Below are 15,459 nucleotides of genomic sequence, written 5' to 3'. Positions count from 1 at the left end.
CTTTAATTATTAATAAATCAGTTCAAACTGTTCAAGTCAAAAATCTTCTTCCTTAAACCCTAATTTTTTATATATATTGAATGCCTCATCACTACCAAATAAGCATAATTCTTCTTTTCCGTTGTCAATTGATCAATTTATAAGTGATTTCATTAAAAATGTTGCTAAACCCTTGCCTCTAGCTTTTTCACTAATTGCAATGTCATCAACAATTGAGCTGTTTTTATCAAAATGAATTAAATGGCCAGTACCAACAATATCTTTATTATATTTAATTAAAAATAATTCACTTAAGTCTTTGTATTCATCAAATATTCCATAAAATTTTTTAGAACTTGTTACGTCAGAAGTGAAAACCGTTCCAACAATATCTACAAAGGTATCCAATTCAACTGAGTTGGTCATTTTTTCAAATGTTGCACCCTCTAATTCCAAAGCATCAAATTTGGTTAAACCTTTAAGATTTAATCTCATAAATGTGTATCCACCTTTAAATTTCATACCCTTTAATTCTTGATTATCATATTTTTTATTTGTTAAGTTAACCAAAAATTTAGGTGAATATTGATTAAATTTATCAATATCTTCAGTACTATAATCTCAATTAATTGTAACAATTGAATTTTCATGCTTTTTAAATTTAAATAATTGTAAATTACCTTCTTTTATAATTTCAAATGGGTCATTTATTGGATCTGAGAAATAACTAAGATATGCTCTACCAAGATTATCATGTCCTTCATTTTCTGATATTTTTTGTTTGTATAGAAATTTCATATTTTTTACCTCCTATTCATTTTACAACCATATTGTAAAAAAGAATAAAAAAAAATACTAGTTTGCAAACTAGTACCTAATTTCTTAATGGCGCCCACGAGAAGATTCGAACTTCTGACCCTACGCTTAGAAGGCGCATGCTCTATCCTACTGAGCTACGTGGGCAAAATAAGACAAAATAATAATAGCAAATTTTTTGCTATATTACTATTAAATTTAGTCTTTTTTTCATCTTAATAACTTTAATGGCAATTCAATATTAGATATATATTTTTTGGATTCTTCCAAATCTCTTTGAAGAAGTTTTTCATAATCTTCACACATTAGTTTAAAACTATTGTATAGTTTTTCTATTGTTTCAGATGTTTGAACAGTATGATCCAATGGATGAGGACCCATTAAAATTATTATATTTCTAAATAATTCAAATAAATCATATTCCATTCTTGAAGCAGTTGTGTTTTCTACTCCAAGCATTAAACTCATTATTTTTCCAATTTTATAGAAACAGTTTTTATTATAGAAATCTTTTATATTTGTATACTCTGATTCTAATATTTCGTTTATATCGTCTTCCGAGATCAAAAAGTCTGCTTCAAGTAAGTTCTCAACATCAAGATTTCTTTTGAATTTACACTCTTTAACTTCTTGAAAAAGATTTAATACTTCTACAAATAATTTTTTCTTTGGAGCAATTCTTGAATCAATTAAATTCGGTAAATATTCATGAATCAATAATATCAACCTTAATTTTGCAAGAACTGTGTATATAATTTCTGATGTTCCAATCAAAGTTTCTTTTTTATAATCAGTAAATCTTTCTCCTTTAGATTGAATATAGGGTCCCAAAACTTCTATATTTATATTTTGATTTGCAAAAGGAGAAAGTATTTTTATATTTGATTTTTTATAGTCTCTCTTTAATTCTTTTTTGTCATTAAATATTTTGTCATCACAAATAAATAAAGGTAAGTAGTTTTTTACTTGATCAAATAATTCCTCACCATCATCAAGCATTGTAACCGCACTTATTTCATCTTTCATTAAAATAGTTGTAAGTTTTGTTAATTGGAATAGTGCTTTAAATCTTTCTTTTAAATCAAAGTTATCTCATTTAGATGATGAAAAATTACTTAAAAATAATAGTCATTCTTCGTCATTCTTTATTAATTCATAAGTTTCGTTTAAATAATCTAATTCCTTTTCTCTTCATTCTCTTCCAGAATTAAATTTTCTCAATAGAACATCTTTTTGATAACACTTTTCAATTCTTTGATATAAACCCTGTCTTTCTTGAACAACAATTAAACTCAAAGTAAAGTAAAAAGGATATAGCATTGATGTTTTGATTTTTCCATCATCTGATTCATGGTTTATATCATATTCATAATTAATTGCACTTTCCCTAATATATGCTTGTGCTAAGTTTTTTCACATATCATAGGTTCTGAAACAGTATTCATTAATATAAGGTAAGAGTAAATTCGAAATAATTTCTTCACACAATTCATATGTTTCTTCATCTTTTAAATTTGCTTTTTTAGGCTTATCTTTTACAAATCTATATCTTATTTTGTATATTTCTTCATATCTTTGCAAGATATATTCAGTATAAGTATTGCTTTCTTCAAGAGGAATTTCATCTAAAACTATTCCTCTGTATAAAGAATATTGAACAACACCCAAATAAACTACAGGATACAAATTATAAATAAGTTCTTTTTGAGTTGTTATATAGTATTTTAACTGAGCATTTTCTTGAGCTAAATTATGTAATCCAAATCAAAATATACTTTGTTTATCTATTTCTCTCATATATACCTTTCATTTTTTATAATGTTTTAATGAATTCTTTCATAGAGTTTAACGCCCTACTAGAGTAAAGTTCTTTTTTTTCTTCTTTTTTAATTTTAGACTTAATTTCTAAATTTTCAACAATACTTCAATTAGCCTTCATTGGTTGAAAGTTTTTTGAATCCGTTGAAATAATGTAGTTTTGAAGCCCACCCATTACAGTGTCTTTAGGAAATTTTTTCATTTCTTTTTGTTCAAACATCCTTGAAATATTTATTGCAGCTATGATGCCTGAAGAAGTTGATTCAACATAACCCTCAACACCAGTTATCTGACCTGCAAAAAATATATTTTTATTAGATTTAAGTTGATTAAATTCATTTAAAACTGTAGGTGAATTAATAAAGTTATTTTGGTGCATTACACCATATCTAACAAAATTAGCTTTTTCAAGACCCGGTATTAATCTAAACACCCTTTTTTGTTCTGGTCATGTTAAATTTGTTTGAAAACCAACAAAATTATATAGGTCATCTGCTGCGTTATCTTGTCTTAATTGAACAACAGCAAAATTATTTGTTCCATCAAGATTTCTAAGTCCAGCAGGTTTTAAAGGTCCGTAAGTTAAAGTATCAAACCCTCTTTTTGCCATCACTTCAACTGGCATACACCCTTCAAAATATTTAAGGTTTTTTTCAGATTCTAAATGAACTGGAGCCAATTCAGCTTTAACAAGTTCGTTATAAAACAATTCATATTGTTCTCTATTCATTGGGCAGTTAATGTAATCTTGTGTTTCGCCTTTTTCATATCTATTTTTTCTAAAAGCAACATCCATATTTATTGAATCCTTTGTTATTATCGGAGCAACTGCATCGAAAAAATAAAAATAATCTTCTCCTATAACCTTCGCTATTTCTGTTTGCAGTTTTTCGCTTGTTAATGGACCAGAAGCAATAAGCGTTATTTCATTTTCATTAATTTTTTCAAACTCTTTTTCAATAACTTCAATGTTTGGGTCATTATTCATTGCATCTGTTATATATTTTGAAAATACATCTCTGTCAACAGCAAGACTACCACCTGCTGGAATTTGTGCAAATTCAGCTGCTTTTATTATTAATGAGTCAAACATCCTCATTTCTTCTTTTAAAGTACCAACTGCGTTTTTTAGATCGGTTGACCTTAAAGTGTTTGAACACACTAATTCAGCAAAGTAATCTAATTTTTGAACAGGATTCCTTTCAATTGTTTTTTTCTCATATAATTTAACTTTAATACTTCTTTTTGATAATTGATAAGCAGCTTCACACCCTGATAAACCTGCCCCAATTATGTTAACTAGTTTTTCCATTGCTTAATTATAACAAAAAAGATTATAAAAAAGGCACAATAAAATTGTGCATTAATAAAGATTTTATGATTCTCATCTAAGTTTCATTGCTGATGTTGTTGTAAATGCAGCAATCATTGACAATGATAATCCTAAATAAATTCCTGTAGTTAAATTAAAACTAAATGTCCCTCCCCATGCGTTTGAGAATGGTTCCATACAGTATTTAAATAAATTAATGTATGTTGCATATCTTAAAACCGGACTATCCATTATTAAATCTATAGGCAGGAATGAACCACCCAAAAAAGCTATTGGCATATAAAGAACATTTGAAACAGCAATATATGCTGTTGTTGATCTAAAGACGCTTGCCAACATCATTCCCATCGAAACTGATTGAACTAAAGTTAACACCAAAAATGGTACTGATGGTCCGAATTGTTTTGGTAAAGCTACATTTGATCAACCTAGGTCTCCACCAAACATTATTCCTGCTCAAAGCAATGTTCAAAAAAATCCAATTATCATAAAGAATATACCCATTGCAACAACTGTTAAAACAAAGAATATAGGTTTAATATTTGTTGCACCAATTCTTTTCATAAGAACACTATTTTTGAACTCTAAAATCGTTTGAGGTATGATAAATATTCCAACAGCAATAATTTGCATAATCGCCAAAGAACCGATTAGATTATGTAATAGCCCTCCCGGTTTCCCTGAGGCATCAGGCATATTTTTAAATACAAAACCTTCCAAGAAAAGAAGAATTAATGGGAAGAAAAATAAGAAAAAAGGAACAGCAAACCCTTTATAATAGTATTTTAATAAAAGTTTTATTAAGGGTATGTTTTTACCTTTATTTTTTTCACTGTTAATTATTTTATCTAATTTATTTTTATTTTCCTTGTCTGCTTGCAGATTTTCTTTTTTAAGATCTGCCGACTTTTCTTCTTTAAATTTTTTTCAAGTGAAGTTATGAACAGATCCATATTGTTTAACTAAATCTTTAACCAAACCTTGTTCTCTTATTTTACCGTTGTGAATATAAATGTATTTGTCACAAAGTTCTTCTATTTCACTCATCATGTGTGTAACTAAAATCATTGCTTTGTTTTTATTTACAACATTTTCCTTTATTGTATCAAAAATTTCACTTCTAACTTCTATATCAAGTCCTGTTGATATTTCATCAAATATTACTAAGTCTGGATTGTGTATCAAACTTAAAAGAATATTTACTCTTTGCTGTTGACCACCACTTAACCCCTCTAAAAATTTATTTTTAAAGTTATCTATTTGAAATTTTCTTAGTATTTCAGTAAGTTCTCTTTCTGTCATTGGGATATTAAAAGTTTCAAGATAATATTTAACCATATCTAAAACACTAATACCTATTGGATATTTTGATTCTTGAAATTGCAATCCTATGGTCATGTTTTCTTGTCTTGTAACTTTACCAAAAGTTGGTTTTCTAATTCCCCCAATAATTTCACTTAAAGTTGACTTTCCCCCACCATTGGGTCCTATAACACCAATTCTATCTCCTGGATTGATTATTAAATTGACATCATCTAAAGCTTTTTTGTTTTTATATATTTTTGAAATATTTTCAATTTTAATTAATGGTTTTTCACCATCAATTTTTGAAAAATTACTCATAGTATTTTCTTTATTCATATTTATTAACTTTCTATTTTTACAATAAATAAGCACCATAATTGATATTATAGAATAAAAATACAAATAAAAAAAAAAAAAAAATTAAAAGAATTTTCACATAAAAAATCCTCTACTTTAATGAGTAGAGGATTTTATTTTTATGCCATTAATCCAGCATCATATAGTTTTTTGAAGTGACCTTCTTTATTTTTTAATTCATTGAAAGTACCAACTTGTGCAATTCCTTTTTCAGGAGCTAAAACTATGATTTGGTCAACGTTTTTAATTGTACTTAGTCTATGAGCGATAGTAACTGTTGTTCTACCCTTCATTAAACTATCAAGTTTTGCTTGAATTTCTTTTTCAACAATATTATCTAAAGCACTTGTTGCTTCATCTAAAATTAATAATTGTGGATCTTTTAAGAACATTCTTGCAATAACAAGTCTTTGTTTTTGACCACCAGATAACATAAATCCACGTTCACCAAGAACAGTTTTATAACCTTCTGGTCAAGTCATAACTAAATCATGTAATTCAGCTAGTTTAGCAGCTTCAATAGCTTCTTCATCAGTAGCATCAAATCTACCATATTTAATATTGTCTAATACATCTCCGAATAAAATTTGAGGTTCTTGTTCAACATATCCCACTTTATCTAAGTAACTTGCTAAGTTTACATCTTTTAAATCTTCTTTACCATTTATTAAAACTTGACCTTTGTATGGATCATAAAATCTCAATAATAATTTAGCAATAGTTGATTTACCAGCTCCAGTTTCACCAACAAATGCATATGATTTACCGTGTTCAAATGTGAAATCAAATTCTGGAATAATAACTTTTTCAGGTTTTTCTGGGTATCTGAATTCAACTTTTTTAAATATAATATCTTTGTCAATATTTTCAATGTGAATTCCTTCTTCAGGGTTGTAGTGTGGGTTAATTCTTGATTTTGCTCCAAGAATTTCGTTAATTCTAACTGCTGATGTTGAAGCTTGTATTAATCCAGCTTGTAATCTAGCAACTTGCATAATTGGACCAACCATTGTTCCAACAGATGAAATAAACGCAGTTAGTACAACAGATAAAGTTCCTGGATCATTATGTCATTTAATTGCAGCAGCAATAACAATGATCATTTGGATTGAACTTACCCCTGCAACCAATACAGTAATTACTGTTGATTGTAATTTAATTAAACTACTTGATTTTTTAAAGTAATCTTTATGAATTTCTTTAAATCTTTAAGTTTCATAGTTCTCAGTACCAGATGCTTTAATTAATCTAACTGTAGCAATTCTATCAGTTACATCACCGTTTATATCTGTTATTGAATCTCTAGTTTTTAAGGCCGCTTTTTTAACAATTCCAAATGTAGAGAATATTGATGTAACAATTATTGTCATTGTAATGATAACAACAACAGTTAAATAAGTGTTAATTGTAAACATCATTATTAATGCACCAAAGAATGTAAATGCAGCACTCATCATTGTAACTGGAACTTGTTGCGCTTGATCTCCAATTATTTGAGTATCAGAGACTATTTTTGTTAAAATTTCTCCAATTTTTTTATCTGAATAGTAACTCATATCTTGTTTTACTAATCTTTCAAGAGTTTTATTTCTTAATTCAATTTCAATATTTTTACCCATGATTCCAGCAATGTAGTTAGAAGCGAAAGTAAATATCGCTAATGAACCGAATAAGCCTAATTGAACATAGATTCAATCTTGTCATTTTAAATTAAATCCGAATAAGCCTGTTGTAAAAATGTAATCCATCACATTTTGACCACTACCAAATGCAGTTATTTTAGGACCACTTGTAAGTGAATGTAAGAAACGATTAATTGTTTCTTCACTTAAATCAGTTATTCCAGCTGCAGATATTCTTGTTGGAGCAGTTAAAATACTCATAATATTTTCAATAATTTTTGGACTTAAAACACTTGTTACAGAAGAAGCTAAAGTTAATAACACCAAGAAAACACCAAGCATTGGGTGTCTCTTTAAATAATGCATAATTATAGCAAAGAAAGATCTTCCACTTCTCTTTGTCTTAAATTCAGGTTTGATATTTTTGTTTTGGTTTTGGATATTTACTTCTTGAGTAGATTCCAAAGTTGTTTTTTCAGCCATTTTATTCACCATTTTCTAATAAATATCTTAAAAATTATACTCCAAAAATGAAAAAAGAGAGATAAAATCTCTCTCAAATTAAAATTACTCTTATCATTTGTGTGTCGGGAATAAAATGATTAGTTTAATTTATACTTAGTTTTTTGGCCTAAGCCTTACAAGTGTGATATCTCTACCACAAAATCATTATATCACTATTAAATTTCATTTAATATATCTTTTGCATTTTCAACTAGTTTAGCCCCATTTTTAATAAGTTTATTAGTACCGTTCTTTGAAAAATTTCTATCAGGGACAGCAAAAATTTCTTTACCCTCATTAATTGCAAATGAAAATAACTTATTTATAGGCTCATTAATTTTAAATTGTATAAAAACTACACCTTTTGATATTCCACAAATCATTCTATTTGAATAATCTGTTGATTGAGTGTTTATATTCTTTTCATTTTCATAAAATTCACTAATTGCTAAAAAATTCTTTCTTTCCTTTAAATCTATGGTTTTTTTAAGATAATCTTTCATACTTTCTTCTAAAACTTGTATTACTTTATATTCATTTTTAAATGCATAATCTAAAACTTCACTGTTAACACCTGTACTTTCAATTGTTGAAAATACAGAATTTTCAGCATTAAGTTCTTCCATTAGTTTTTCAATATTTTTAACTCCATAATCATCAACATCTCCTCCACCAACAAGAGCTATTGTTTTATGATACTTAGAAAGTAAAGTAATGTCACCTTCATAATAAATTACAAATGGTGGCTTGTGTGTGTTTTTTAGGTACGTTGGATATAAAGGGCTTAAAATTGTAATAAAATTACATTCAATTCTAGAAGATATTTCATCTAAGTCTTTGTGTGTTATTTTTTCCTTAGTGTCTAAAGCATGATAAATTTTATCTCAATCACCATTATATTTTATTGAAAAATATAATAAGACATTCTCCATTAATTAATATGAATTATTTTATTTGCAACTAATTCATTACCATAATTATTTTTTTCGCTGTTTCCAAAAGAAAATAGTCTTCCTTCAATACCAACATATGATTGATCAAAGTACTCATATTCATCGCCAAGAATGTTCGATCAAACTTTAACATTAATAAAATCATCAATTAGTTCTCCTGATTTTGTTTTATAATTCCTTGGAACTCTTAAAGTAAATTTATATAATTTTTTTTCTCCATCTTTTGAGTTAAATACCAATTGAGGATTACCCTCAATTTGTCCGATTATTGTTACATTATTCATTTTTATATTCCTCCAAGTATTAATATCGTTATAAATATAAAAAAATAATTACTTTTAGTAATTATTTCTTATCTTTTAAAAACTTATTCTTTTCTTTGAAGTTTAATTTTTCTTTTAATAAATTCTCTTTTAATTTGTTTGTAATGACTTTTTTATCGTCAACAGTTAATTCCTTATTTTTTAATTCCTTTGAAGCAGAAATTTTTAAAGAGTTAATAGAGTTTATATAATCATCTCTATATTTGTGTTTTTCAAGAATTTGTTTTTGTAATTTTATTCCTTTTTCACCCAATAGATCAGAACCTTCCTCAATGAGTCCTTCAGATTTACCGACAATAGTTGCAACAGCAACACCACCAGTGACATTAGCTCCAGTTCTTCCCATATCAAATAGTCCGTCTAGTGGTGCAATAACAGCAAGGACACTTCCTGCATATCCACCAAACCCCATTCCCCCAAGAACACCAACAGTAACAACTGTAGCAGTTCCCGGAACTCCCGCTATTCCCAAAGAAGCAATAACAGTTACAAATAATGCCATAATAAAGAATGTGAATAATCCCATATCATGAACAGCACTACCAGTTGTTGTTCCAGTTCATAAAATACTTGTTGCTAACCCTGATTGAACACCAGCACAAGCAATCAATCCCATTGTTGTAGAAATTGGTTGAATTGTATTTGACGCTTTTCCATTAACTTTCATATCTTCAGTTAATGTTTCCATAGCAACAGGCAGTGATGCATTTGAAGACTGAGTTGAAAATCCTTGTATTAAAGGTCTTCAAGCTTTTTTTCATCAAGCACCAACTTTTACACCACTTAAGAAAATTTCTAAAGTCAGTATCCCCAACGCAATAATAACTCCCAAGTAACCTACTCCAATAACTTTACCAATTGTAGCAAGAGCCCCAATTGGTCTTGAAGTTATAGAAACAGTTATCATAGACATAACAGCTAATGGCATAATTTTCATAAATGTCATTAAAATTGACATCATAATATCTCAGCCTGTATTCATAGCTTTTCTAATTGCTTCCATTTCAACTTGTTTTTTCTTTGAAAGAATTTTCACACTTCCTCCGGCCAAAGCTCCAACAACCATTACAGGTATGATTGAATTAGTAGCCATAGCCCCAATAATATTATTAGGAATATATCCTCAAATAATTTGGGGCAATGGGACATTATCCCTATTCGGAACAGAACTTTCTGATGATAAATCAAAACCTTCTCCTACCTTTAATAACAAACCTATAAAAAAGGTTATTGTGAACATAACAGCAACATTAAATAACAATAATGCTATTCCTTTTACTGTAATTCTTCCCAAACCAGTTTCTCCTGGTTTTGAAGTAATTTTAAATATCGCAATAAATACGATTGGTACAGTCAATAAATAAACTCCATTAATAAAAATATTTTTAAAGAATGAAGCTCATATATTTAATTCATAAATTCAATATAATTTATTTGTTGGTTTTGATATTTCTTCAAAACCATCTGATCCAGGAAAGCCAATAATTGATTGTAATACAATACCAAATATTAAACCTATTGCCATTCCCAAAATAACTCTATACATAAAAGCAAATTTATATTTCTTTAGAAAGAATCATAAACCAACTTGTAAAGATATAAATATTGTAATTGCTACAAGTGATTGTCATGTACTAATTGCTAGAAAATCTCTAAGCAAATTATGACCTGTATCTTCTGCTAAGATTGTCATTTTATTTCTCCTTTATTATTTATTTAATTTTGATAAAGCTATATGTATTATATCCACACTTCTCGAAAAAGGTGGTGCATAAGGTAAATCAATTTGTTCTAATGCGTAATCTACTTTAGCTTTTTGTCAAATTAGTGCAGCCAAAGCATAAATTCTTAATATAGAATTGTTGCTTCCAGCCATTTGTGCTCCGATGATTTCTTTTGTATCATCATTCATTATTAATTTAAGATATAAGTCTTTTTGATTTGGTGTGTAGTTAGTGTGATCTTTATCTTTTATGAAAACCGACTTAACTTTTATGTTATTTGAAATTGCCATTTGTTCTGTTAATCCAGTTCTGGCTATCTCAAGATCAAACATTCTAAGTATTGCACTTTGAATTGAACCTACATAAATATTTTCTTTACCAGCAATATTATCTGCAATAACTTTAGAAAATTTACTTGCAACTGTTGCTAGAGGCGAGTAAATATCTTCATTGTTTATATAATTTTTTGAAATTGCGCAATCACCTGCAGAGTAAACTCCTTCAATATTTGTTTCACCTTTTTGATCAACAATTATTGCTCCTCTTTCATTCATTTCCAAACCACTTCCTTTTAAGAAAGATGTATTTGGTTGAAAGCCTACAGATAATAAAACAGCATCAACTTCAATTTCATTTCCACTTTTTAATAAAATAGAACCAACTTTATTGTTTAATAGTTTTATTTCAATAACTTGTTCACCAAAAAAGTATTTAATATTTTTCTCTTTTAATTTTTCTTCAATTAAATTTGAAATTTCCTCATCAAAAGCCTTTTTCATAACTTTTGATTCCATTTCCATTAAATAAACTTCTTTATTCAAATCTTTTAAAGTTTCGGTCATTTCTAAACCAATGAAACCAGCTCCAATGATAGCAACTTTTTTAATGTCTTTATCATTGTTCATTTTTTCTTTTAACATTACTCCATCTTCAAGTGTAGTGAGAGTAAATACATTTTCTCCATCAACACCTTTAATATTTGGTACTATAGGCTTTGCACCTACTGCTATGACCAATTTGTCATATGATTCAGCTTTTCCGTTATGGAATGCTTTTTTATTTTCAAAATCAATAGAATCTACTTTTGAGTTTGAAATAATTTTAATATCGTTTTTTTCAAATTCTTCTTTTGTTCTTGCAATTAAGTTATTCTTGTTTTCAAAATTATTTGCCACAAAGTATGGAAGACCACAGGCCCCAAGAGATACATAATCCTTGTCTTGTATGACTGCGATTTCGATACTTGGATCATTTCTTTTTAGTTTGGCAGCAACTCCCATTCCTGTCGCACTACCTCCAATGATTAAAGTTTTCATTTTATCTCCTCATTTTTTTTTGCAAAAAATATAATACCAATATAATTATATTGTAGTAAAAGTCTTTTTTATTATTTAAATAAAAAAATAATGCATAAGCATTATTTTAAATATTAAATTTCCAAGAAATCTTTTAAATCTTCAAATACTGCATCACATTTAATTTTTGCAGATTTTTCATCTTTATCAACACATATAAAGTAGATTTTAATTTTAGGTTCAGTACCAGAAGGTCTAACTGCAAATCAACTTCCATCATTAAAGTAGAATTTCATTAAATTTTGTCCCGGCATATTGAATAAACCATCAATATAATCTTCTGCATAACTTAATTCTAATCCACCTAAAGTAGTAAACTCTTCTTCTCTAAGTTTTTTCATTATTGGCTCAACTTTAGACTTAATTTCTTCAGGTTTAAAGTTTAAATTTTCTGTATATGTATAATAATGACCATACTTTTCATACAAATCATTTAAAACATCAATTAGAGTTTTACCTTGTTGTTTGTAATATCAAGCAGCTTCAACTAACATTGTCGTTGCTTGTATTCCATCTTTATCTCTTGTTGAAGAATCAAGTACATAACCGTAACTTTCTTCATAAGCAAATACAAAGTTTAAGTTTCTTTCAGGTTCTTTTAATATCTCAGAACCCATTCATTTGAAACCAGTTAAAGTTTTAATAACTTTAACTCCATAAGTTTCGTTTGCAATTCTGTCTCCCAGGTCACTTGTAACAAAACTTGAATACATTGCAGGATTTTCTGGTGTTAAATTATGTTCTTTCATTTGACTTAATTTTCATTCAATTAATAAAGGACCAGTTTGATTTCCATCAATTCTAATTCATTCACCATTGTGATTAATTGCACAACCAATTCTGTCTGCATCTGGATCTTGAATTATCATAATTGATGCATCAGGATTTTTTTCTCCATATTCAAATGGTATTTTTCATGCTGGCTCAAATTCTGGATTTGGATTGCCTACATTTTTGAAAGTAGAATCTTCAAAAGCATGTTCTTCAACTTCAATAACATCATAACCAAAACTTCTTAATAAAGGTGGTGTAAATTCTGTTCCTGTTCCATTAACAGCAGAGTAAATCATTTTAAAACCATCTCTTGATTTGTTTTTGTAAAATTGTAAATTTGAAATCATTTCTTTATAGTTATCTAAAACTTTTTGAGGAACAACTTCAAGAATTGATTCATCGGTTTTATAATTTCAACTTAAAATATCTTGAATTTCTTCCATATATTCTGCAATAACTTTTGTATCTTCATCAATTAATTGACATCCGAACTCATCATAAATTTTGTAACCATTATAAATAGCTGGATTATGACTTGCTGTAATAACAATTCCACCAATTGCATTTAAGTCTTTTGTAGCATAAGAAACTACTGGAGTTGGTTTCATTATGTTATCTTCAAATAGATAAGCCTTAATTCCAAAGCTTGTTAAAATTTCAGCTGCTAGTTGTGAGAATTCTTTTGAGTATTTTCTGTTATCATGCCCAATAACAACTCCTCTATTTAATTCATCCCCATATTTTGATATTAAAAGTTTTGCATAACTCATTGTCACTTTTTTAATTGTATATAAGTTAAACCTTCCTGGACCAGCACCAAGTATCCCCCTTATTCCAGCTGTCCCAAATTCTAATTGAATATTGAAGGCTGCATTTAATTCTTCATCACTTGCATTTAATAATTCTTCTTTTAATGTTTCATCCAAATGATTTGAATTAATTCATTCTTGATACACTTCATTGTTTCTGTTAAAGTTCATTTTGTTTCTCCTTTAGAAATTTAATAGGTTTATAAGAAAGTCTATGAATATCTAATACACCAAACTGTTTTACTCTTTCTTGGTGATCTTTAGTACAATAGCCTTTATGATTTATAAAGTTATATTGTGGATATTCAAGATGATAATTATTCATGATTCTATCTCTATAAACTTTTGCAAGTATGCTTGCAGCTCCTATAGTAATGCTTAAATTATCTCCCTTAATAACTTGTAAACACTTATAATCTTCTAATTCAATATTTTCACCATCAATTAAACAAATATCTGGCTTTATTTTTAGTTTTTTAATAGATTCAATCATTCCAATTTGACTAGTTTTTTTTGGATTATTATCATCTACAAACTTTGAATCATATTCGCAAATACTGTAAGCTACACAGTTTGCTTTTATTTCCTCATATAATTCTTCTCTTTGTTTTTCATTTAATAACTTAGAGTCTTTAATTTTAGGATTATTGTATTCTGGTTTTAAGATAGCTGAAGCAACCACTATTGGCCCTGCCATAGCACCTCTTCCTACCTCATCACTTCCTGAAATTAAAATAACATCATTTTCTATTCTGATCTTTTGATCAAATAAATATCTTTGATTCTCTATCATTCTACTGTCAAGTCACTTACTACTGTTGAATCTAGATCATCTTCTTCAATTGCTTGTTTTGAGATTTCTTTAATTTCAATTGGTTTTTCAAACGAAATTCTTCCCAAATTATTGTTTATAACATCATGAACAAATAATTCAATAGCTCTTTCAACATCTGCAATTTCATCTAGAATAGTAAATTTATTTCTTTTGGCTATTTCTTCAAAAATTGTAAATGTATCATCATAGTTTATTGGTCTCAAAACATTCTTGTTAATTTTATATGTATTTTCAATTAATGATGGGTATGAATTGTAAATGTATCTCATTAATTTAGTTGCCATCCTTTCTTTTGGAATAACATCTAATCTTATTGAGTTTGTTGCAGCACAATTACATGCAACTGTTTCATTTTCAAATCTTGCAGGAAGTATTCCAGGAGTGTCGATAAGTGTTATGTTATTTGTCATAACAATTCTTTGCATCCCTCTAGTAACGCCGGGTTTATTTCCAATTTTTAAAGTTTTACCTTTTGACAACTTAGAAATAACTGTTGATTTACCTACATTTGGTATTCCAACAACCAAAACGTTTAATTGTGGATTTTCTATACCTCTGCTTTTTTGTTTTAACTGACTTTCTCTTGTCATTTCATTGATTAATTTTAAAACATCGTTGTATATGTCTGTTTGCTTATCTTTTACAATGAAAGTTCTGTGTCCTGCTGATTTAAAATATTCAGTTCATTGGTTAGTGATTTCCTTATCAGATAAGTCAAACTTAGTCATGATAATTAATCTCGGTCTTTTGTTAAGTATCTTTCTAAGTAAAGGGTTTTGAGTAGAGAAAGGTGCTCTTGCATCTACTATCTCAATAACCAAATCTACTATTGAAACCTTTTCTTCAATTTCTTTAATACTTTTGTTCATGTGACCTGGAAATCAATTAAAAGTTGATTTGTCGTCAAACATAGGATTACCTCCTTAGCGATAGTATCATTTTATAGTTTAAT

General features: G+C 28.1%; 11 protein-coding genes, 1 tRNA gene and 1 pseudogene. All 13 read right to left on the bottom strand.

All coding sequences use genetic code 4. The features are described from left to right. Positions 1-9: 9 nt before the first annotated feature. Entirely contained in the window at positions 10-777 is a 768-nt protein-coding gene (locus SMONO_RS01450; RefSeq protein WP_101780579.1) for a GNAT family N-acetyltransferase, read from the bottom strand. Between the two features lie 88 nt (positions 778-865). Continuing rightward, positions 866-942 (bottom strand) — tRNA-Arg (locus SMONO_RS01445). A gap of 51 nt (positions 943-993) precedes the next feature. Next, on the bottom strand, positions 994-2,592 hold the full coding sequence (locus SMONO_RS01440; RefSeq protein ID WP_101780578.1) for a hypothetical protein: 1,599 nt from the start codon (positions 2,590-2,592) through the stop codon (positions 994-996). 16 nt (positions 2,593-2,608) lie between these two features. Next, the gene (gene trmFO / locus SMONO_RS01435; RefSeq protein ID WP_101780577.1) at positions 2,609-3,925 is read right to left on the bottom strand and encodes a methylenetetrahydrofolate--tRNA-(uracil(54)-C(5))-methyltransferase (FADH(2)-oxidizing) TrmFO; all 1,317 of its coding nucleotides are present in this window, start codon (positions 3,923-3,925) and stop codon (positions 2,609-2,611) included. Between the two features lie 63 nt (positions 3,926-3,988). Further along, a complete protein-coding gene (locus tag SMONO_RS01430; RefSeq protein WP_101780576.1) occupies positions 3,989-5,587 on the bottom strand; it encodes an ABC transporter ATP-binding protein/permease in 1,599 nt (532 codons plus the stop codon). A 140-nt stretch (positions 5,588-5,727) separates the two neighbouring features. Continuing rightward, a pseudogene (locus SMONO_RS04400) lies at positions 5,728-7,713 on the bottom strand (ABC transporter ATP-binding protein). A gap of 197 nt (positions 7,714-7,910) precedes the next feature. Then, positions 7,911-8,666 carry a DNA-processing protein DprA gene (locus SMONO_RS01415; RefSeq protein ID WP_101780571.1) on the bottom strand — a complete coding sequence of 252 codons (756 nt, stop codon included), beginning with the start codon at positions 8,664-8,666 and terminating at the stop codon, positions 7,911-7,913. Next, positions 8,666-8,971: a single-stranded DNA-binding protein gene (locus SMONO_RS01410; RefSeq protein WP_101780569.1), complete on the bottom strand. Its 306-nt coding sequence runs from the start codon at positions 8,969-8,971 to the stop codon at positions 8,666-8,668. The genes SMONO_RS01415 and SMONO_RS01410 overlap by 1 nt, the downstream gene beginning before the upstream one ends. Positions 8,972-9,032: 61 nt before the next feature. Further along, the gene (locus SMONO_RS01405) at positions 9,033-10,703 is read right to left on the bottom strand and encodes a dicarboxylate/amino acid:cation symporter (protein WP_101780568.1); all 1,671 of its coding nucleotides are present in this window, start codon (positions 10,701-10,703) and stop codon (positions 9,033-9,035) included. Between the two features lie 15 nt (positions 10,704-10,718). Further along, on the bottom strand, positions 10,719-12,050 hold the full coding sequence (locus SMONO_RS01400; protein ID WP_101780567.1) for a CoA-disulfide reductase: 1,332 nt from the start codon (positions 12,048-12,050) through the stop codon (positions 10,719-10,721). A 113-nt stretch (positions 12,051-12,163) separates the two neighbouring features. Beyond that, positions 12,164-13,843: a phospho-sugar mutase gene (locus SMONO_RS01395; protein ID WP_101780566.1), complete on the bottom strand. Its 1,680-nt coding sequence runs from the start codon at positions 13,841-13,843 to the stop codon at positions 12,164-12,166. Beyond that, the gene (locus SMONO_RS01390; protein ID WP_101780565.1) at positions 13,833-14,465 is read right to left on the bottom strand and encodes a ribonuclease HII; all 633 of its coding nucleotides are present in this window, start codon (positions 14,463-14,465) and stop codon (positions 13,833-13,835) included. The genes SMONO_RS01395 and SMONO_RS01390 overlap by 11 nt, the downstream gene beginning before the upstream one ends. Continuing rightward, positions 14,459-15,418 carry a ribosome biogenesis GTPase YlqF gene (gene ylqF / locus SMONO_RS01385; protein WP_101780564.1) on the bottom strand — a complete coding sequence of 320 codons (960 nt, stop codon included), beginning with the start codon at positions 15,416-15,418 and terminating at the stop codon, positions 14,459-14,461. The genes SMONO_RS01390 and ylqF overlap by 7 nt, the downstream gene beginning before the upstream one ends. Between the last annotated feature and the right edge of the window lie 41 nt (positions 15,419-15,459).

Origin of the sequence: Spiroplasma monobiae MQ-1, assembly GCF_002865545.1 — a bacterium.
GTDB lineage: Bacteria > Bacillota_I > Bacilli_A > Mycoplasmatales > Mycoplasmataceae > Spiroplasma_A > Spiroplasma_A monobiae.
The sequence above is the reverse complement of the archived record's forward strand: the minus strand, read 5'-3'. Positions and strand labels throughout refer to the sequence as shown.